Origin of the sequence: Exiguobacterium sp. SH0S7 (assembly GCF_004337195.1) — a bacterium.
Classification (GTDB): domain Bacteria; phylum Bacillota; class Bacilli; order Exiguobacteriales; family Exiguobacteriaceae; genus Exiguobacterium; species Exiguobacterium aurantiacum_A.
This window is the reverse complement of record NZ_SJVA01000002.1, coordinates 1-19,888: the sequence shown is the minus strand read 5'-3', so window position 1 is coordinate 19,888 and position 19,888 is coordinate 1. Positions and strand designations below refer to the sequence as shown.

At 52.8% G+C, this 19,888-nt stretch carries 19 protein-coding genes; 18 read left to right on the top strand and 1 reads right to left on the bottom strand.

From position 1 onward, the window contains the following. The first annotated feature begins 207 nt into the window (after positions 1–207). The 10 genes from panB to nth all read left to right on the top strand — a co-directional run bounded on the left by panB (position 208) and on the right by nth (position 9,756). Complete coding sequence (gene panB / locus EVJ22_RS03795; RefSeq protein WP_070327416.1) at positions 208–1,044, top strand: 3-methyl-2-oxobutanoate hydroxymethyltransferase; 837 nt, start codon at positions 208–210, stop codon at positions 1,042–1,044. Further along, entirely contained in the window at positions 1,041–1,871 is an 831-nt protein-coding gene (gene panC, locus EVJ22_RS03790; protein WP_131443315.1) for a pantoate--beta-alanine ligase, read from the top strand. The genes panB and panC overlap by 4 nt, the downstream gene beginning before the upstream one ends. Before the next feature lie 5 nt (positions 1,872–1,876). Beyond that, the gene (panD, locus tag EVJ22_RS03785; protein ID WP_070327414.1) at positions 1,877–2,260 is read left to right on the top strand and encodes an aspartate 1-decarboxylase; all 384 of its coding nucleotides are present in this window, start codon (positions 1,877–1,879) and stop codon (positions 2,258–2,260) included. Between the two features lie 116 nt (positions 2,261–2,376). Then, the gene (gene dinG / locus EVJ22_RS03780; protein ID WP_131443313.1) at positions 2,377–5,187 is read left to right on the top strand and encodes an ATP-dependent DNA helicase DinG; all 2,811 of its coding nucleotides are present in this window, start codon (positions 2,377–2,379) and stop codon (positions 5,185–5,187) included. Positions 5,188–5,251: 64 nt separating this feature from the next. Beyond that, the gene (locus EVJ22_RS03775) at positions 5,252–5,437 is read left to right on the top strand and encodes a YpmA family protein (protein WP_016509977.1); all 186 of its coding nucleotides are present in this window, start codon (positions 5,252–5,254) and stop codon (positions 5,435–5,437) included. Beyond that, positions 5,434–5,913, top strand: coding sequence for a hypothetical protein (locus tag EVJ22_RS03770; RefSeq protein WP_131440158.1), 480 nt, complete (start codon positions 5,434–5,436; stop codon positions 5,911–5,913). Before EVJ22_RS03775 ends, EVJ22_RS03770 begins: the two co-directional genes overlap by 4 nt. A gap of 22 nt (positions 5,914–5,935) precedes the next feature. After that, positions 5,936–7,123: a pyridoxal phosphate-dependent aminotransferase gene (locus tag EVJ22_RS03765; protein WP_131440157.1), complete on the top strand. Its 1,188-nt coding sequence runs from the start codon at positions 5,936–5,938 to the stop codon at positions 7,121–7,123. A 20-nt stretch (positions 7,124–7,143) separates the two neighbouring features. Next, positions 7,144–8,445: an asparagine--tRNA ligase gene (gene asnS / locus EVJ22_RS03760; protein WP_070327410.1), complete on the top strand. Its 1,302-nt coding sequence runs from the start codon at positions 7,144–7,146 to the stop codon at positions 8,443–8,445. 61 nt (positions 8,446–8,506) lie between these two features. After that, a complete protein-coding gene (locus tag EVJ22_RS03755; RefSeq protein ID WP_070327409.1) occupies positions 8,507–9,094 on the top strand; it encodes a DnaD domain-containing protein in 588 nt (195 codons plus the stop codon). After that, on the top strand, positions 9,094–9,756 hold the full coding sequence (gene nth / locus EVJ22_RS03750) for an endonuclease III (RefSeq protein WP_071399673.1): 663 nt from the start codon (positions 9,094–9,096) through the stop codon (positions 9,754–9,756). Before EVJ22_RS03755 ends, nth begins: the two co-directional genes overlap by 1 nt. A gap of 34 nt (positions 9,757–9,790) precedes the next feature. On the opposite strand, the gene EVJ22_RS03745 is transcribed toward nth, so the two are convergent. Further along, on the bottom strand, positions 9,791–10,642 hold the full coding sequence (locus EVJ22_RS03745) for a DUF3800 domain-containing protein (RefSeq protein ID WP_083273962.1): 852 nt from the start codon (positions 10,640–10,642) through the stop codon (positions 9,791–9,793). A 351-nt stretch (positions 10,643–10,993) separates the two neighbouring features. On the opposite strand from EVJ22_RS03745, the gene recU reads away from it, so the two are divergent. From recU to EVJ22_RS03705, 8 genes are all read left to right on the top strand, one after another. Further along, positions 10,994–11,590 carry a Holliday junction resolvase RecU gene (gene recU / locus EVJ22_RS03740; RefSeq protein ID WP_083273961.1) on the top strand — a complete coding sequence of 199 codons (597 nt, stop codon included), beginning with the start codon at positions 10,994–10,996 and terminating at the stop codon, positions 11,588–11,590. Positions 11,591–11,610: 20 nt separating this feature from the next. Beyond that, complete coding sequence (locus EVJ22_RS03735; protein WP_131443311.1) at positions 11,611–14,223, top strand: transglycosylase domain-containing protein; 2,613 nt, start codon at positions 11,611–11,613, stop codon at positions 14,221–14,223. A gap of 89 nt (positions 14,224–14,312) precedes the next feature. After that, positions 14,313–14,873, top strand: a complete 561-nt coding sequence (locus EVJ22_RS03730) for a hypothetical protein (protein WP_233589592.1) — start codon at positions 14,313–14,315, stop codon at positions 14,871–14,873. Between the two features lie 18 nt (positions 14,874–14,891). Continuing rightward, entirely contained in the window at positions 14,892–17,141 is a 2,250-nt protein-coding gene (locus EVJ22_RS03725; protein ID WP_131443309.1) for a DEAD/DEAH box helicase, read from the top strand. Next, complete coding sequence (locus tag EVJ22_RS03720; protein ID WP_131443307.1) at positions 17,138–18,295, top strand: ribonuclease H-like domain-containing protein; 1,158 nt, start codon at positions 17,138–17,140, stop codon at positions 18,293–18,295. Before EVJ22_RS03725 ends, EVJ22_RS03720 begins: the two co-directional genes overlap by 4 nt. Continuing rightward, positions 18,292–18,837: an SLOG family protein gene (locus tag EVJ22_RS03715; protein WP_016509942.1), complete on the top strand. Its 546-nt coding sequence runs from the start codon at positions 18,292–18,294 to the stop codon at positions 18,835–18,837. Before EVJ22_RS03720 ends, EVJ22_RS03715 begins: the two co-directional genes overlap by 4 nt. A gap of 5 nt (positions 18,838–18,842) precedes the next feature. Continuing rightward, positions 18,843–19,139, top strand: coding sequence for a cell division regulator GpsB (gpsB, locus tag EVJ22_RS03710; RefSeq protein WP_051121542.1), 297 nt, complete (start codon positions 18,843–18,845; stop codon positions 19,137–19,139). 18 nt (positions 19,140–19,157) lie between these two features. Further along, positions 19,158–19,733: a nuclease-related domain-containing protein gene (locus EVJ22_RS03705; protein ID WP_070327404.1), complete on the top strand. Its 576-nt coding sequence runs from the start codon at positions 19,158–19,160 to the stop codon at positions 19,731–19,733. The last annotated feature ends 155 nt before the right edge of the window (positions 19,734–19,888 follow it).

The window sequence follows — 19,888 nt, the reverse complement described above, 5'->3', positions numbered from 1 at the left end:
GTATTCGTGGTCTATAATGAACGTGTCGGACGCTATCGCAAGAAGTGTACCGGAATTGCAGACCGTCGTTTTAGTTAATTGTCTGCCTTGATCATTTTGACAGGGACAGAAGGACACTCAACCTTGAGTTCGTTTTCGTGCGCCTTCTTGCCAATCGTGTAAGAAGGCGTTTTTCCTTTCCTGTCTCCACATTTAGGAGGAGAGCATATGCATACGATGACTTCATTATTGAAAAAAATGAAGCAAGAAGAGAAGTTGGTCATGTTGACCGCTTACGATTATCCGTCGGCGAAATTGGCCGAAGCGGCGGGAGTGGACATCATTCTCGTCGGAGACTCACTAGGAATGGTCGTGCTCGGTTACGACTCGACGATCCCGGTGACGATTCATGATATGGTCCACCATGCCAAAGCGGTGCGCCGCGGGGCGAAGGACACGTTCGTCGTCGTCGATATGCCGTTCGCGACGTATCACGGTGATTTCGACCGAACGCTTCAAGCGGCGGCGACATTGTTCCAAGACGGACACGCCGACGCCATCAAACTTGAAGGGGCGGGCGAAGTGCTCGAGACGATCGAACGGTTGACGAAAGTCGGCATGCCGTGTGTCGCCCATCTCGGACTCACGCCACAATCAGTCGGTGTGCTCGAAGGCTATAAAGTCCAAGGGAAGTCGCTTGAAGATGCCGAGCAATTGATCAACGACAGCCTCGAGGCCGAACGGGTCGGGGCGAAAATGCTCGTCCTCGAGTGTGTCCCGCATCAACTCGCTAAAAAAATCGCCGAAGCGCTTCACATCCCGGTCATCGGGATCGGTGCCGGTGCCGACGTCGACGGCCAAGTGCTCGTCTATCACGACGTCTTGAAGTATGGCGTCGACCGTCTCCCGAAATTTGTCGAGGCGTACGCCGATGTGAACGCGGTCGCGACGAGTGCGATCGGCTCTTACGTCCAAGCGACGAAAGACGGCTCGTTCCCGCTCGAGCGCCACACGTTCACGATGGATGAGACGCTGCTCGACACGTTGTACGGTGGCAAAGCATGAGGATCGTCACCGATCCGATGTCGTTACGTGAAACTCTGTCCGACGGGTTGACCGTCGGCTTTGTGCCGACGATGGGTTACCTGCATGAAGGACACTTGAGTCTCGTCGAGGCGGCCAAACGCGAGAATGATCGCGTCGTCATGAGCATCTTCGTCAATCCGACCCAATTTGGGCCGAATGAAGACCTCGATCGTTATCCGAGAGATTTTGAACGGGACGAACAGTTGGCGCGAGAAGCGGGGGTAGACGTACTATTTTATCCAGATACCGCGACGATGTATCCGCTCGATATGGCGCGCGTGACGGTGCGTACCGGAGCCGACGTCCTATGCGGCGCCAGCCGGCCCGGTCATTTTGACGGTGTGTTGACGGTCGTCTCAAAACTGTTCAACTTGGTGCGGCCGACGCGTGCTTACTTCGGCTTGAAGGACGCCCAACAAGTCGCACTGATCGAAGGATACGTCCGGGACTATTTCGTGCCGGTCGAGATTATCCGCTGTCCGATCATTCGTGAGGACTCGGGACTCGCCAAGTCGTCGCGTAACGTTTACTTGTCTGAAACGGAACGGATTGACGCGAGCGACATCAATCGAGCACTCATCGAGGCGCGTGACGCGTTGACTGAAGGGGATGCGATCACGTCGGTACAAGAACGGCTCGTCGAACGGCTGTCGGCCATCCCGAACAGTACGATCGACTATGTCGAACTGGTCGACTATCCGACGCTTTCGCAAGTGACAGACTCATCGATAGAACTGTTGATTGCAGTGGCGGTGCAGTTTGAACGCGCCCGCTTGATTGATAATATGATTTGGAAGAGAGGGTGAATCAAATGATTCGAACATTTATGCACGCCAAGCTACACAAGGCGACCGTGACCGAGGCGAACTTACACTACGTCGGCTCGATTACGATCGATGAAGATTTGATGGACGCGGTCGGGATTATGGAAAATGAGCACGTCCACATCACGAACAACCATAACGGCGCCCGCATTGAGACATACGTCATCAAGGGTGAGCGCGGTTCAGGCGTCATCTGCTTAAACGGAGCAGCGGCCCGCCATTTCCAAGTCGGCGATGTCGTCATCATCATGGCCTACGGTCAGATGACGGCTGAAGAGGCGAGATCGCATCGTCCGAAAGTTGCGGTGTTGAACGATCGCAACGAAGTCGATCAACTATTGTATGAAGAAATCGCACATACGATTCTATGAACAGAGCGGGGATGCCCTTAGAGGCAACCCCGTTTTTTCGTGCATCGTTCTATGGTAAGATGAGACAGACAGAAAGAGACAGAAAGCACGAGCGTGCCGAAGATGGGATGGATGTTATGGACACTTATGTGATAGTGGATTTAGAGACGACCGGTCATTCCGTCAAATCCGGCGATGAACTGATTGAATTCGCGGCGGTGGTCGTAAAAGGTAGTGAAGTGATTGAGCGCTACAGTACGTTGATTCGACCGAGTCGTCCAATCCCTCCTTTTATCACGCAGTTGACGACGATAACAGATCAGGATGTGGCGTCCGCTCCGGCGTTTGAAGACGTCATCCCTGATATTTGGAAGATGTTAGATGGGCGAGTGTTCGTTGCCCACAACGTTTCGTTTGATTTGAATTTTTTAAATGAGAGTTTAGAACTGGCAGGATATTTACCTTTCCAAGGGCGGGCCATCGATACGGTCGAACTCGCGCGCATCTTGTATCCGACACTTGAAAGCCACGCGCTCGAGTCACTCGCCGACACGTTCGACTTGGTGCACACGGACGCGCACCGCGCCCTCAGCGACGCCGAGGCGACCGCGGAGTTGTTTATTCAACAACTCAATCGTCTGCGGACGCTACCGGTCGTGACGCTAAAACAGTTGCGCCGTCTGTCCGAGTCGTGGACGAGCAACATCGAGCCATTGCTCGATGATCTCATCGTCGAGATCGGTATTCGTCCAGATGACGAGACGACGTACGATATCCACCGGAAAATCGCACTCCGTCGCCTGACTGATTCGTTTGAGCCGGCGGTCGAGCGCGAACCGTTCGAACCGTTCCTTCATCGGACGATCGAAGAGACGCTTCCGTCACTGTTCGACCAATTCGAACCGAGACAAAGTCAATTCGAGATGATGCGGCACGTCTATAAAGCGCTCGACGATGAGGCGACGCTTCTCATCGAGGCCGGGACCGGCACAGGCAAGACGTTAGCCTACTTGATCCCAAGCGCGCATCACGCCCTTGAGACGAAACGCCCGGTCGTCGTCAGCACGCATACGATCCAATTACAAGAACAGCTGCTCAACCGGGACTTGCCGATCTTAAAAGCCATCTTCCCGGAAATCGAGTTCACGCTTTTGAAAGGAAGACGCAACTATATCGATCTTCGGAAGTTTGAGATGGTGCTCGAGGAGACGAATGACGGGATGCTCTCGGCGATGTGTAAGGCGATGGTGCTCGTCTGGTTGACCGAGACGGAGACAGGGGACTTGGAAGAGTTGTCACTCCCTGGAGCGGCGACACAAGGACCGGCTTCGTTCAAACGGCTCATTCAAGCCGACGCGGCAACGGATTTCGGCCGCTTCGATCCTTGGTATAGCCGTGACTTCTTCACGCGGGCCGTCCTGCGTTCGAAAGAGGCGGACATCATCGTCACGAATCACGCGTTGCTCTTCTCGGATTTGCAGCATCAGGCCGGGATTCTTCCGACCGACACGCCGCTCATCTTGGACGAGGCGCATCAAGTCGAAGAGGTCGCCTCACATCATTTCGGTGTCACGTTCGACGCGATCCAGTTCGATCGCTTATTCAAATGGTTCGGCTACGGGGCCGACGGGAAGTTCCACTCCCGGCTGCTGCAACTTGCCGACTTGACGTCCGTGTCCGAAGAGACGGAAGCGTTCAGTAAAGAGACCGACCAGGCGTTAGCCCAAGTCGATGTCGAACTAGACGACCTGTTGACGGCACTCCAGTCGCTCGGCAAGAAAAAAGATCAACGGCAAACCGTTCGCTTCGAACGGGAAGGTGACGTGTTCCGACCGATCCGTGAAGTGGCGAAGCGGCTTGAGAACCGTTTACGGACGCTTCGGATGTCGCTCCGGCAGATGCTTCGTCTTCTCGATGAGCATAAAGAGCATATGACGTTCAAGCAACGCGCCGTGATCGGTGACTTGAAGGCGTTCATCGGGGACGTGCGGGAGATTGAGAGCGTGCTGTATGAAACGATGCTCACCCGCGACGACGACGCTGTCAGTTGGGTCGAGTTGAATTTGGCCAACCGCAAATTGACCTCGGTCTATACGCAACCGGTCGAAATCGGACCGTTGCTCCATGAGCGCTTGTTTGCGAAACGGCCGACGATTTTGACGTCGGCGACGATGACCGTGTCCGGTCGCTTCGGTTTTATCGAGCGCAGGCTCGGTCTCGACGGTCAGGATGTGAGACGGGTCGTCCTCGCTTCGCCGTTTGACTTCAAGAAACAGGCGAAATTGTTCGTCCCGTCAGACATCCCGTTGATCAACGAAGTGCCGTTACCGCATTTTGTCGATCAAATCGCCGCTTCGATTGCCCGGATTGCTAACGTGACGAAAGGACGCATGCTCGTCTTGTTCACGTCGAACGAACTGTTACGTTTGACGCACGAGGCGGTGAGACATCAGCTAGACGACGCGTATACGTTGCTTGCCCAAGGCGTCAGCGGCGGCTCGCGCAGCCGTTTGACGAAGCAGTTCAAACGAATCGATCAGTCGATTTTGTTCGGGACGGCCAGCTTTTGGGAAGGGGTCGATATCCCGGGAGAAGCGCTCACCTGCCTCGTCATCGTGCGTCTCCCGTTCGCCCCGCCCGACCAACCGGTCATTCAGGCGCGGTCTGAAAAAATTGAAGCGACCGGGAAGTCGTCGTTTTTCGAACTGTCACTTCCGCAAGCGGTCATCCGCTTTAAACAAGGCGTCGGTCGCCTCATTCGCTCGAAAGAGGATTACGGCGCCATCTTCGTCTTCGACCGCCGCGTCGAGACGACGCGTTACGGGAAACAGTTTCTCAATAGTCTCCCGGCCGTCGACCGGATCGAAGGATCGCTTGAGACGTCACTGGCCGAGCTCGAACTGTTTTTAGATGAGAAAGAAGAGACGACTCTAGGAAATCAGAGATAACGCTAGGCAGCGTGAAATTATCGCTTTATAATGATGGGTATAGTGTTTTGAAGGAGGAGTAAACATGAATTCGAATATTGAGACGCTCGCGACCGTTCGGATCGAGCCGACGGCAGACGTGTACAAAATCGTCGACCTATTGAATCGTACACTGAAGAGTCAAGATTTGATGTTCGGTCTTGCACTAGAGAAAAAAGTGAATGATCCGAAGAAAGAAGAGATGGTGTTCACCATCTATCGGACAGAATGACGCGGAAGACAAAAGTAGTGATTGCTCTTATGACGGCACTCATCGGTGTCGTCATCGTGTTTAGTGGGATTTATTGGTTCACGGTCGGTCATACGGAACGGACAAAACAAAACATGATCGCGGAAGCGCGCGATCGTCTTGAGGCCGAACAGCCGACGGTCCAGATCGAACGGGCTGAGCTCTTTAACGGGACGGAACCGTACGTCGTCTTCGAGGAGACGGACCGTGTCCTGTTCGTGCCGGTCGACAGCAAGCAACCGATCGAGACACGTGAGATCGCGTCGGTCGACTTAGATCAAGTCTGTGCCGATTCGCTCGAGGAGACCGGTGGTACGCTCGTCAGTTGTAAGTACGGGTTCGATGAGCGTGCGCTCATCGAAGTCGTGACGAAATCAGGGGCGACGTATACGTATTCCTATTACACGCTTCAAACCGGAGACTTTATAAGACGGGTCCAACTGGCGGATTCGAACTGAACGAGATTAGAGGAGGATATCGATGGAACATCTATTGGCAAGACGTGTAAAACAGTTAACACCTTCAACGACGCTCGCGATCACGGCGAAAGCAAAAGCGCTGAAAGCCTCGGGACAAGACGTCATCGGGCTCGGGGCCGGTGAGCCGGACTTCAATACGCCTGAACGAATTATTGAGGCCGCATGCAAGGCTGCACGTGACGGCGATACGAAGTATACGCCTTCAGGCGGAACGGTCGCTTTAAAAGATGCCATCATCGAGAAGACGAAACGCGACAGCGACCTCACGTTCGAGCGTAACGAGGTCATGGTCGCCTCAGGGGCGAAACATGCGTTATACGCCTTGTTCCAAGCGATTCTCGACGAAGGTGATGAAGTCATCATCCCGGTCCCGTATTGGGTGAGTTATCCGGAACAAGTGAAACTTGCCGACGGTGTCCCGGTCTATGTGGAGACGACAGAGGCGACGACGTTCAAACTGACTCCAGAGTCACTTGAAGCCGCCATCACAGACCGGACGAAAGCGGTCATCTTGAACAGCCCGTCCAACCCGACCGGTATGATCTATACGGAGTCAGAATTGGTCGCGCTCGCCGAGGTCGTCAAACGGCACGACCTGCTCGTCGTCAGTGACGAGATCTATGAGAAGCTCGTCTATGGCGATAGCGAGTTCGTCTCGATCGCCACGCTTCCTGACATGCGTGAGCGGACGATCATCATCAACGGGGTTTCGAAGTCACATGCGATGACTGGGTGGCGCATCGGGTACGCGATCGGAGACAAGACGATCATCGAAGCGATGACGAACCTCGCATCGCACTCGACGTCGAATCCGACGTCAATCGCCCAAGCGGCGGCCGTCGAGGCGTACAACGGCTCGCAAGATGACGTCGAGATGATGCGGGTCTCATTTGAAGAGCGCCTCGAGATCGTCTATGAGCGATTGATCAACATACCAGGCATCACGTGCCTAAAACCGCAAGGAGCATTCTACTTATACGCCAACGCCAAACAAGCCGCATCGATGAGCGGCTACGACTCGGTCGACGCATGGTGCGAAGCAGTGCTCGGTGAAGCATTCGTCGCGCTCGTGCCGGGATCGGGCTTTGGGCAGGATGATTACGTCCGCTTGTCTTATGCAACAGAATTGAAGCGAGTACTAGAAGCGCTCGATCGAGTGGAAAACTTTATCAAGAGTAGCGCTCGATAAGCGAAAGGATGGATATGAACATGACAACTATTTCAATTAGCCAATTTAAAGATTATGAAGGACAATCGGTCCGGGTCGGTGCCTGGATCGCCAACAAACGTTCGAGTGGTAAAATCGCCTTCCTTCAACTCCGGGACGGGAGCGGGTTCGCCCAAGCCGTCGTCGTCAAAGCAGAAGTTGCGGAAGAACTGTTCGCCCTCGCAAAAGGCGTGACGCAAGAGACGTCAGTCTGGGTGACGGGTAACGTCAAATCGGACGGCGGCCGGACGCCGCTCGGCTTCGAACTTGAAGTGACAGCGATGGAAGTCATCTCGGAATCGATCGACTATCCGATCACACCGAAAGAACACGGGACGGAGTTCTTGATGGACAACCGTCACCTTTGGCTCCGGTCGCGTCGCCAGCACGCGATCATGAAAGTCCGGAACGAATTGATCCGGGCAACATACGAGTTCTATAACCAAGAAGGATTCGTCAAGATCGATCCGCCGATCATCACGTCGAGCGCACCGGAAGGGACGACGGAGTTGTTCGAGACGGACTACTTCGGTCAGCCGGCCTACTTGTCGCAAACAGGTCAGTTATATATGGAAGCCGCAGCGATGGCGCTCGGAAAAGTGTTCTCGTTCGGTCCGACGTTCCGCGCTGAAAAATCGAAGACACGTCGCCACTTGATCGAGTTTTGGATGATCGAGCCGGAGATGGCATTCTTCGACCATGATATGAGTCTTGATCTGCAAGAGCGTTACGTGTCGTACATCGCGAAGTCAGCGCTTGACCATTGCCGGAACGAGCTTGAGTTGCTCGGTCGCGACTTGGAGAAACTTGAAAAAGTTCAAGCGCCGTTCCCACGTATTCGTTATACGGACGCGATCAAGTTCTTGAAAGAAGAAGGCTTCGATGACATCGAGTACGGGGATGACTTCGGGGCGCCGCACGAGACGGCGATCGCCAACGCGCATGATTTGCCGGTGTTCATCACCCATTGGCCGAAAGAAATCAAGCCGTTCTACATGAAAGTCGACCCAGAGAACCCTGAACTCGTCCTTTGTGCCGATTTGATCGCACCTGAAGGTTATGGCGAGATCATCGGCGGTTCGCAGCGTGAAGACGACTACGACCGTTTGAAAGAAGAGATTGTCAAAGAAGGACTGGATGAGACCGATGCGTATGACTGGTATCTTGAGTTGCGTAAGTACGGCTCGGTCCCACACTCGGGCTTCGGGCTCGGCCTTGAGCGGACCGTCGCTTGGATCAGCGGAATCGAACACATCCGTGAAGCGATTCCGTTCCCACGTCTATTGAACCGAATTCACCCATAATCGCCAATCGGGGATGACTAATTGTCTTCCCCGATTGATTTGTCTAGAAAGGATGTGCGACATGGATGCACATAATCTGATCAAGCTGTTTGAACAAAGTCCGGTCGTCGTTCCGAGGAAACTGTTCACCGATGCACGTCGTCTCAATCTCAACCCGGTCGAGTTTTGTCTCGTCGTCCACTTGTTGGAGTTGACGGGAGAAGGCATCGAGATGCCGCTTCCGAGCGAGCTCGGCGACCGGATGAACGTTCCCGAGAGCGAGGCACGCTCTGTTCTGCTCGGGCTGCTGCAAAAAGAGCTCGTCGCCATCGATGCGTCGGCGGAAGTGGAGCGTTACAGTCTGCTCCCTCTTTTCCAAGCACTCGAAGAAGACGGCGCCCCTGAAAAAAATACGCAGTCGCTAAACGAGAACCTCATCCATACGTTCGAGCGGGAGTTTGGGACGATCACGCCGTTTGAGATCGAGCAAATCGTCGGCTGGTTGACCGAAGACGGTTTCAGCGAAGAACTCATCTTGGCCGCGCTCCGCGAGGCGAAACTGCGTAACGTCCGCAACTTCAAGTACATGGATAAAATCTTGAGCGTCTGGCAAGACCATAAAGTCGAGTCACTTGAAGACTTGGTCGAGTATCAACGGAGGAAAAAGTGATGTTGACGAGAGCTCAATTGAACGAAATCTCGGAGACGATGCGGCAAATGTTCCCGGACGCCCATTGTGAGCTGACCCACCGCAACCCGTTCGAACTCGTCGTCGCCGTGGCGCTGTCCGCGCAGGCGACGGACGCGCTCGTCAACCAAGTGACGCCTGGACTGTTCGAGGCGTTCCCGACGGTCGAGGCGATGGCTGCGGCTGACGTAGCGGAAATCGAGTCGCTCATTAAACGAATCGGTCTGTTTCGAAACAAGGCCAAAAACGTCAAAGCGCTGTCGATGCGAATTCTTGATCTGCACGGAGGGATCGTCCCGGACGACCGGGAATCACTCGAGGCGCTGCCTGGAGTCGGGCGCAAGACGGCGAACGTCGTGTTGTCGGTCGCCTTTCATGAACCGGCATTCGCGGTCGATACCCACGTCGAGCGTGTGTCCAAACGGCTCGGCATCTGCCGTTGGAAAGACAACGTCCGTCAAGTCGAAGACACGCTCATGAAGAAGTTTCCCCGTGAAGAATGGTCGCAGCTCCACCACCAGTTCATCTTTTTCGGACGGTATCACTGTAAGGCACAACGGCCCGGCTGTGAGACGTGTCCGCTCTTGCATATGTGCCGCGAAGGCAAGAAGCGAATGAAGTCGCAACAAGCGACGAATTCATAAAAAAATCGCCTCGTAGACGTCTACGAGGCGATTTTTAATGGTTCCAGGGATGGTCGCTCCATTCGCGACGTTTTTTCGTGATCGGGACTTTTTTGAAGCCCCAGTTGCGGAAATCTTGGTCTGGACTGTCTTTACGAATGTAAATCTTGTCCTTGATGGCTTTGAAGATTCGGTTTTCATCCCCATAATGGACGAACCGTGGTTTCACTTCGATCACGCCGCGGCGCACGCGCGAGAGCGGCAGGCAGACGAGGTCAGCGATTTCAAGACCAGATTGATAGATCGTGCTTTGTTTCTCTGAGAAGATGAACCCTTTGATTTTTTGTCGGCTCTTCTCGACGTCGAGATGGACCGTCCCGGAATTGAAGATATCGAAAAATGCTTTTTGAATGAGCAGGTTCTGATAATCGTCGCGCGACTCGAGGACGACACGGGCGCTGACAGCTTCCGTCTCTTCCAAAAATGCATAAAACGATTTCATCAAATGGGCGAAAGCGACGACATAAGGGTCTTTCGGTGTCGAGTAGAAATCGTGAAGCTTCTGTTTATCGACCTCGACACTGACGATCGTGCAATTGATATCGCGCAAGAAGTCTGGGAGTTTGTTCCAAAAATCACGGAGCATATCGATTGTGATCCCATCGTCTTTTCCATATGGATGCTCGGCCTTTAAAATTTCTTTTAAATGCAGTGGGATATTTTCCGTTTTGAAGACATCTCGTTTGAACGCTTGTAAGCGTCGCTTCAATTCGCACGGCATTCCGGCCTCATCGGCGTCAATCGCATACTTGTATTCCATCAATACCCCGGTCAAGTTGAACTGGGTGTTGCCTTTTGGTGTACCTGTCTCATCGACGAACATGACATACTTCTTTTGTGTCTCCATCTTACTCCTCCAACAGGGCTTAGGGATGTGGATTCCAAGCCGCCTAGTTTATTTCCAGTCCTCGCGAAACGCTCTCGATCGCTTACTTTTTTAAAGTCTCGTCAATCAGCGTTTAGCCTGTTCACATTTCGGTTAATAAGTAGAGGACTTATTGTAGAAAAGTATTCAGTGACATCGTAACAAGGTCGTGTCAATTTGAATACACAATGCACTACACACTAGTTTAACATACGGGAGTTTGGTACGATATGGATTGCGGAAAATCCACGGAGGAGTCGAGCGACATAACTCGACAATCAGACTTCAGACGGAAGGAACGAGTGGATCAACCTGTTAAACTAGTAATTAGGGGTGACGACATTGTTTCATTATCCAAACGGGAAGAAACCGAGAGCGGCCGAGATGCCGGCAAAGTCCAGTCCGCCAACGTATGCGAATCGAGGCATGAATTTAGAGACGCTTCTGAACGATACGAACGAGTTTTATCGACTCCATGGAAAAGCGGTCATCCATAAAAAACCGACCCCGCTCCAAATTGTCAAAGTCGATTACCCGAAACGGAGCGCGGCCAAAGTGACCGAGGCGTATTTTAAGCAAGCTTCGACGACCGACTACAACGGGGTCTATCGCGGGAAATACATTGATTTTGAAGCGAAAGAGACGAACAATAAAACGTCGTTCCCGCTCGGAAACTTTCATGACCATCAAATCAATCACATGCGCGAGTGTGAGCGCCACGGAGGGATTTGTTTTGTCATCATCCGGTTTAGCCGCTATAATACGCAATATGTGTTATCAACGGAGCAATTATTACACTGGTGGGAACAGCGGGAGACGGGACGAAAGTCGATCCCACTCGCATACATTGAACAAGAGGCAATCGAAGTTCCAACACGAGCCCTTCCAGCCATCGATTATTTGACGGCGATTGAAGCGTGGCTCGATTGAATAGAAGGAGTGAAGTGTGAATGGAACGAAGTCGGATGGCGCGTCGACAAGATACGACGAAAAAGCCAAAGCAACAAACGAAAAAACCAAAACAACAAACAAAGAAACCGATGTGGAGACGCATCCTACTTATTATAGGATTGTTGTTGATCGTCGGAGTGGTCGTCGGAGGAGCTTATACAGCCTACGCGATTGCGACCGCACCGCCGCTCGATGAGGAGAAATTAGTCGATACGTATCCGATTCAGCTACTGTCGGCTGAAGGTGAACCGCTTGAAGAAAGCGGTCAGATCCGTGAGTACGTGTCAATCGATGATATTTCAGAAGTGATGCAGCAAGCGGTCATCTCGATCGAGGACCGTCGCTTCTATGAGCATAACGGGATCGACTTGCGCCGCATCGGCGGTGCCGTGCTCGCGAACGTGACCGACGGTTTCGGGTCTGAAGGTGGTTCTACAATCACGCAACAGCTCGTCAAACAGTCGTTCTTGTCGACCGACAAGAAATTAAAACGTAAATTACAAGAGCAGTGGCTCGCCGTGAAACTCGAGCGCGAGTACACGAAAGAACAGATTCTCGAGATGTACTTGAACAAGAACTACTATGGTTCAGGGGCGTGGGGTGTGCAAGCGGCCTCGAAGACGTACTTCAATAAGCCGGTGTCAGAAGTGAACTATCAAGAAGCGGCTATCTTAGCGGGACTCCCGCAACGACCGAGCGCTTATGATCCGATCGCTGGCGACCAAGAACTCACGCGTTACCGTCAAGAACAAGTGCTGTCGGCAATGAAGCGGGACGGTCATATCACAGAACAACAGTATAACGAGGCGCTCGACGTCGAGATTGCCGACGTCATCTCGCCGGGTGCGCAGACAGAAGAAGAGTCGTACACCCGTTCGATTTACGCTCGTGTCCAAGCAGAGCTCGAAGAAGACTACGGCTTAGAGCAGTCTGATATTTACGGGACGGGTTTGAAAGTATATACGTCTATCAATAAAGAACTGCACGCGAAATTCAATAAAGATATTAAGACAGATAACGTGAACATTCCAAACGGTGAGTTCCCGGAAGATCTCCGCATGGGAGCGACCGTGTTGAACACGAAGACGGGTGAGATCATCGCCGTCATCGATAGCCAACAGGCGGAACAAGGCGACAAGAACTACCGCGACTATTCGCGGGAGAAACGCCAAATCGGTTCGACGGCGAAACCGTTCTTCGATTACGGTCCAGGGATCGAGAACGCGCAATGGTCGACCGGGAAGATCTTGATGGATGCGCCGTTTGATGAAGGCGAATTCAATCCAGAGAACTATTACAGAGACTATCGCGGCGCCAACACGATGCGTTACTATTTGACGATTTCCGGCAACACGCCAGCCGTCCGCGCTTTCTATGAAGTACAGGACGAGTTCGGTCCTGAGGCGATCGAATCGTTCGTCGAGAACGTCGGCATCGAGCCGGCGCGTGCGGGTGACGAGATGGTGCCCGCGAACAGTCTCGGTGTAGCAGAAGCGAGCACGACGCAAATGGCGGCCGCCTATGCGACGCTTGGTGCGAACGGGATGTACACGAAGCCGCACTTAATTCAAAAGATTGAGTTCAACGACGGATCGACGATCAACTCACCTATTAAAGCGAAGCAAGCGATGGAAGACTATACGGCGTATATGTTGACCGACATGCTTCGTGACGTCGTCAGTGGTTCGAACGGGACTTACAAGCCAGGTGCGTTCCCGTGGGACGTCGCCGGTAAGACCGGGACGACGAACGATGATAAAGGTAATGAGAACGACAAGTGGTTCACGGGTTATACGACCGACTACTCGATTTCTGTCTGGACCGGAAAAGCAAGTGGGGCTGGCGATAATGCGCTTGCTGAGGACCACGCTCAGTACTACTTCGAGTATATGATGCAAGAAGTGACGAATGCGACGGGAAGCCCAGACCGCTTCCAGCAACCGGATTCTGTCTTGTCGCTCGGTAACGAACTGTACGTCAAAGGGACGAAGCCAAAAGACTTAGAACCTAAAAATCTTCCGGCACCGACCGGCGCGTCAATCAATTACGATATTCCGGCTGACAGCGGGACGTTGACGTGGTCATATAATCGAGAAGCAGTCGAAGCGGACGGCTATCAAGGTCTCTCGTTCACCGTGACGGAGAAACGTCCGGACGGCAGCGAACGTGTCGTCGGAACGACGGAAGACACGAGCATTCCTATTTCGGGCCTCCAGAACGGGACGACGACGTTCACGATCGTCGCGACTGCTTCGAACCAGCTCGTAGGGGAGCAACAGTCGAGTCCGGCCCAAACGCAATACACGGTCGAACGCAGTCAGGAACCGGCTGAAGAAGAACCGGTAACAGAAGAACCACCAACCGAGGAAGCGCCGCCGGAAGAAGAGCCGGCTGAAGAAACGCCACCGAATGAGACTGACAACAATAACGGTAATGGTAACAACGAAAATGGAAATGGGAACAATGAAGGCGGTGAAGGAGAGACGACAGAAGAGCCGGCGACAGAAGAGACGCCTCCGGCTGAAGAAGAATCTTCGACCGAGCTCGAATCACAGTCCAACTCAGACACGTCTGAATCAAACCAAGACCGTGAAAATGACAATCGCGAATGAATTGACTTACTTTAAACAGGGCGACATCAACGCCCTGTTTTTCTGTGTGGTTTGTTATAATGAAAAGAAAGCGAATAGGATGGTGACATATGGTTCAACTCTCTCTTAAGCGAAAGATGAAAGTGTTGTTTGTAATCGATCGACTGCAAGACGATGATCTTGGCCTACCCCTTCACGGCGTCAATGGATTGAAGATGGGACGCATTCTGTTAGAAGAATCGATCCCGTTCGGACGATTGATCGATGATTCGGCCGTGGCAGAGGCGATCGGCCATCCTTATTTGAAACGGATCGGCGTCGAGACGATGTTTCTCGGCGATGAATCTTTTTATCCAGAACTTCTTCGCGGCAAGCGCCAAGCGCTGACGACGCACGAGGATTATCATAAAGCGGTGCAACGTTACACGAAACATTTGCAAGCAGTCCATTCGAAATGCACGAAGTTACATACCATCGTCTTGTTCGGCCGTTCGACGCACCTGTTATACAATGATGCGATGGAGCGGCTTGAAGAAGAAAATGAGCATGTCGCCGAGGCGTTCAAAGCGATGGAGGTGCTACACTTGCCTGCGGTTCATCGTCTCTTGCGTGACGAACGAATCAGTCAAGTGAAGACGATCGTGGAGCGACTTGCACCTTCAAAATCATGAAATAAGTTGGTGAGCACTATGCGGAAAAAACGTTCCGTCGAAGAGATGATTAAGACATTAAAGACCGACCCGAGTTTTTCCGCCAATGTCACACACTGGCATACGGTCGAGGCACAACCTGCAAGATACGCGGCCATCCCGTCGAGCGTCCCAGACGATCTTGTCCGGGTGTTAAACAGTCGCGGCATCGAGCAATTGTACACGCATCAGGCCGAAGCGGTCGAACAGACGTCACGTGGGAACTCGACTGTCATCGTGACGCCGACAGCTTCTGGTAAAACGCTCTGCTATAACTTGCCCGTGCTGTCTAGAATGATTGAGAAACCGACGGCACGAGCCCTCTATCTGTATCCGACGAAAGCGCTCGCGCAAGACCAGAACAGCGATTTGATGGAGATGGTCGAGGCGCTCGAAGGCGACCTCCGATGCTTCACGTATGATGGGGACACGTCGCCGGCAGCGCGGACGAAAGTACGGGACGCCGGCAACATCGTTATCACGAACCCGGATATGCTTCACTCAGGGATCTTGCCGCATCACACGAAATGGATCCGGTTGTTTGAAAACCTCGAATATATCGTTGTCGATGAACTGCATACGTATCGCGGCGTATTCGGGAGCCATGTCGCCAACGTCTTTCGGCGGCTCAAACGAATCTGTGCTTACTATGGAAGTTATCCGAAATGGATCATGACGTCCGCGACAATCGCGAACCCGGTCGAGCTGGCCGAGCTGTTGACCGAGGAAGAAGTGACGCTCGTCAACAATAATGGAGCTCCGCAAGGGAGAAAACACCTCATTTTCTATAACCCTCCGGTCGTCAATGAAGCGCTCGGGATTCGTCGGAGCGCCACGCTCGAAACGAAGCGGATCGCATCAAAACTTGTCGAAGCCGATATTCAAACGATCGTCTTCGCTCGGTCACGGGTCCGTGTCGAGGTGCTATTGACGTATTTGCAAGAATTGACGAGACGTGAACTCGGACCGAAGTCGATCGTCGGTTATCGGGGCGGTTATCTTCCGTCAGAGCGGCGTGAGATTGAACGCAGGCTCCGGAACGGTGAAATCAAAGCCGTCGTTTCGACGAACGCGCTCGAACTCGGTGTTGACATCGGTCAACTCGAGGCGTGCGTATTGAACGGATATCCCGGCACCGTCGCCTCGCTCTGGCAGCAAGCAGGAAGAGCCGGCCGTCGCCAGTCGGAATCACTCGTCATCTTCGTCGCCTCGTCGTCATCACTCGACCAACTCGTCGTCGAGCAACCAGACCTGATTTTAGAGCGTTCGCCTGAGGCGGCCCGTCTTGACCCGAACAACTTGATCATTTTAGTCGATCATATGAAGTGCGCCGCCTTCGAGCTCCCGTTCCAAAAAGGGGAGCGCTTCGGTACGGTCGAGACCGAGGATATCCTTGATTTCTTGACGGACGCGCAAATCTTGCATGAGCGTGCCAATAAATACTATTGGATGACGGACGCCTTCCCGGCCCACGACATCTCGCTGCGGACGAGCGATCAAGAGAACGTCGTCATCGTCGACCAGACGGCGAAACATCAAGTCATCGGCGAGATGGACACGTTCAGTGCGATGACGCTGCTTCACGACGAGGCGATCTATTTGCATGGGGCCGAGCAATATCAAGTCGAGAAACTCGATTTTGAAGAGAAGAAAGCGTACGTGCGGCGCGTCGATGTCGATTACTACACAGATGCGAACTTGGCCGTGGAGTTAAAAGTGCTAGAAGAAAACAAGACGAGCGGTGCCAAGACGTTCGGTGAAGTGTCGGTCATCGCGATGGCGACGCTGTTCAAGAAAATCAAGTTCGGGACGCACGAGAATATCGGATCTGGTCCGATTCACTTGCCGGAACGGGAGCTGCATACGACGTCGACGTGGTTCACGCTCGATGACCGGTTCGCTTACTCGGAAGCCGATATGGAAGAACAGCTCGAGGCCGTCAGCGACTTGTTACGCCGGCTCGCCCCGCTCTACTTGATGTGCGACACGCTCGACTTGTTCACGACGATTCAAATGAAAGCGACCCATACGAATAAACCGACCGTCTACTTGTACGACCGCTATCCGGGCGGTATCGGCTTGAGCGAAGCGCTCTTCCGAGACGCCGCTGAAATTTTAGACGCAGCAATCCGCACGGTCGAGGATTGTCCGTGTGTGAGCGGATGCCCACGTTGCGTCGGGATGATCGGCTACGGTGACTTTAAAGACCAAGTTGTTAATCAGTTGACCGCATTGAAAGGAACGATATGAAAGCGAAGCTATCACGACTCATCAAAACAAATGAACCGAAACAAGCGACGGTCACACCAGATGACGCGGAGCAAGCCAAGTGGATTGCGCGAGGTGGCGAGATCTTGACGTTTGAAAGCGAGTGGTGCGTGCGCTTGAAAGAGATTTATCCGCTTGAAGCGACGTATCACGACTTTACGTTCGACGCGGCGAAACGTGCCCTCGGGACGGCAGACCATCCGTTCTTCACGGTCGACGTGCCGTATGACCAAGTGTTGTTCATGGATACGGAGACGACCGGGCTCCGTGGTGCCGGGACGTCCATCTTTTTGATCGGGTTCGCCCGCTTCAAGCCAGACCATCTCGAGATGATTCAGTACGTATTGCCGCACCCGGCATTTGAGACCGCGTTCTACTATCACTTTCTCAATGACATCGGCGACGAGGTCCGGTTCGTGACGTACAATGGAAAATCGTTCGATTGGCCGCAAATCAAGACGCGTCATACGTTCGTCCGGACGAAAGTGAAGGCGTTGCCCGCCGTCGGTCATGTCGATCTGTTGCATGCGTCAAGGCGTCTGTTGAAGCCGACACTCGAGTCGGTCTCGTTAAAAGCGGTCGAGGCCCATTTTGGACATGCCCGAACGGACGATCTGCCAGGTTTTCTCGCCCCGATGCATTACTTTCAATACGTCAAAGAGCGGGACCCTGATATTTTACAACCGGTCATCGAGCACCATCACGCCGATTGCTTGAGCCTCGTGTCGCTTTATAAGCGGCTCTGTCACCTCGTCGAAGCAGACGAGCCGACGTTTGGAGAAGAGCGGGCCCATTGGTTGAACGATCTAGGGAGTACGGATGAGGCACTCAAACAGTATGAACGGATCGAGCAACCGACAAAACGAGCGAAAATGCGTCAAGCGCTGCTGTTAAAGCGGACCGGCCGCATCGTCGAAGCGCTTCCTCTTTTCAAAGAAGTCGGGACGACCGAGGCGTTGGTCGAGCTAGCCAAGTATGCAGAACATCAGCAAAAAGATGTCGTGTCAGCCATTCGATATACCGAGCAGGCGATTGCGATCGTGGAACAGCAAAAGACGGTCTTGAAACAGACCGTCCAAAAACAGCAACACGCGCTCAACCATCGTCTAGCTCGGTTAGAAAGGAAGAGGTTATGAAAGTTGTTGCGATTACCGGGTATCGGCCCCATGAGCTTGGGATCTTCAAAGCCGACCATCCCGGCATCGAGATCATCCAAGAAGCGTACCGCCGAAAGATCACAGAAGCAATCGAACTCGGGGCCGAATGGTTCATCTTCAGTGGAACGAACGGTTGTGAATTGTGGGCAGGACAAGTATTGTTAGAGTTAAGAGAAACACATCCGATTAAAATCGCGGTGTTTCCGCCATTTTTAGAGATGGAAGAACGGTATAAGCCGTATGAACAAGAGTTGTTCAGCCAGTTGCGGCTCGAAGCCGATTTTTTTGAACCGCTCACGCAACGTCCTTATGAAGACCCGAGTCAGTTGCGCGCAAAAACGGCGTTCTTTTTAGACAAGGCAGCAGGATTAATTACGTTGTATGACGAAGAGACGGGAGGAAGCCCCCGTTTCCTCGTTGAAGGGGCTAAACGAAAACACCAGATGGAACTATTCATGATCACACAAGACGACCTGCGTGTGATCGAGGAAGAAAAACAGTGGGAACAACAGTGGGAGTGAAGACTATGCAAACCGAATTAACAGCCGAAGCAATCTATAAACAAGAATTCAAGACGGCCCTCCGCGGCTACTCGCAAGAAGAAGTCGATCAATTTTTAGACGTCGTCATCCGGGACTATGAGAAGATGGCGAAAGAGATCGAACGTTTGCGACAAGAGAACGAATCGTTGCGCCGTGGTTCAAGCGAACCGACCGAGCCGGTGAAACCGGCCCAACCTGTCGCCTCGAACTACGATATGTTGCGTCGGATTTCAAACTTAGAAAAGGCCGTCTTCGGAAAACAAGTCGGACCTAGCGAATAACGAGAGGAGGTGGAATAGATGTTACAAGTGTTGACGGCCGTCAAGAAAGAGCCGGTGAAACGACAGACGAAAGGATTGTTCCGAACGAAAGAAGAGGTCATCTTGCCGCCGAAATCGTATACGGATGAGATCGTAGAAATCATTCGGCACACGTGTCGCTTCGATTGGATGATGATTGAACGGGTCGAAATCGGTGACAACGTGCTCGACTACGTGCTCGTCGGACCGAAAGGCGTCTTTTTAGTCCAAATCAATCGGACGACGACGGCCGTCCATGTGACGAACCGAGAGTGTCGGTTAGAAACTTCACTCGGGTGGAAAAACATCTATCCGCATCCAGTCGAAGGGCTCGAGCAGATGACGAAACAAGTTCGGAGCCTATTAAAAAAAGAATGCGGCAAGGCCGTACCGGTCACGTCATTTTTAATTTTTCCAGAAGCATCACGTCTTAAAGTCGAACGTGTTAAAGCGAACTGTGAAGACTCGTTCGAAGCAATCGACAAAGTCATCGCCAAGACGAAACTCGAGCTCCTATCCGAGGCGACAATCAAACAAATCGCTTATTATTGTTCAGAGCGCCAGTTACATAAGTAAAAAAGGTGCCGCGGCACCTTTTTTACTTTCAGGCTGTTGACGAACCAAATCGCCCATCGCGATTTGGTTCGTCTCTTTTTGTGTTCATCGAGCTCGAGGCGCTCTGCCCGGCATAAAATTGAAGAAATGCTATGTAGACGGTCTTTTTCGGCCAA

Coding starts and splice junctions, on each gene's coding strand:
- EVJ22_RS03770 (WP_131440158.1), top strand. CDS start 5,434: ATGACGCGGAAGACAAAAGTAGTGATTGCTCTTATGACGGCACTCATC.
- EVJ22_RS03720 (WP_131443307.1), top strand. CDS start 17,138: ATGAAAGCGAAGCTATCACGACTCATCAAAACAAATGAACCGAAACAA.
- EVJ22_RS03730 (WP_233589592.1), top strand. CDS start 14,313: ATGGTTCAACTCTCTCTTAAGCGAAAGATGAAAGTGTTGTTTGTAATC.
- EVJ22_RS03775 (WP_016509977.1), top strand. CDS start 5,252: ATGAATTCGAATATTGAGACGCTCGCGACCGTTCGGATCGAGCCGACG.
- EVJ22_RS03745 (WP_083273962.1), bottom strand. CDS start 10,642: ATGGAGACACAAAAGAAGTATGTCATGTTCGTCGATGAGACAGGTACA.
- EVJ22_RS03725 (WP_131443309.1), top strand. CDS start 14,892: ATGCGGAAAAAACGTTCCGTCGAAGAGATGATTAAGACATTAAAGACC.
- nth (WP_071399673.1), top strand. CDS start 9,094: ATGTTGACGAGAGCTCAATTGAACGAAATCTCGGAGACGATGCGGCAA.
- EVJ22_RS03765 (WP_131440157.1), top strand. CDS start 5,936: ATGGAACATCTATTGGCAAGACGTGTAAAACAGTTAACACCTTCAACG.
- EVJ22_RS03715 (WP_016509942.1), top strand. CDS start 18,292: ATGAAAGTTGTTGCGATTACCGGGTATCGGCCCCATGAGCTTGGGATC.
- EVJ22_RS03705 (WP_070327404.1), top strand. CDS start 19,158: ATGTTACAAGTGTTGACGGCCGTCAAGAAAGAGCCGGTGAAACGACAG.
- asnS (WP_070327410.1), top strand. CDS start 7,144: ATGACAACTATTTCAATTAGCCAATTTAAAGATTATGAAGGACAATCG.
- EVJ22_RS03755 (WP_070327409.1), top strand. CDS start 8,507: ATGGATGCACATAATCTGATCAAGCTGTTTGAACAAAGTCCGGTCGTC.
- dinG (WP_131443313.1), top strand. CDS start 2,377: ATGGACACTTATGTGATAGTGGATTTAGAGACGACCGGTCATTCCGTC.
- panC (WP_131443315.1), top strand. CDS start 1,041: ATGAGGATCGTCACCGATCCGATGTCGTTACGTGAAACTCTGTCCGAC.
- panD (WP_070327414.1), top strand. CDS start 1,877: ATGATTCGAACATTTATGCACGCCAAGCTACACAAGGCGACCGTGACC.
- gpsB (WP_051121542.1), top strand. CDS start 18,843: ATGCAAACCGAATTAACAGCCGAAGCAATCTATAAACAAGAATTCAAG.
- EVJ22_RS03735 (WP_131443311.1), top strand. CDS start 11,611: ATGGAACGAAGTCGGATGGCGCGTCGACAAGATACGACGAAAAAGCCA.
- panB (WP_070327416.1), top strand. CDS start 208: ATGCATACGATGACTTCATTATTGAAAAAAATGAAGCAAGAAGAGAAG.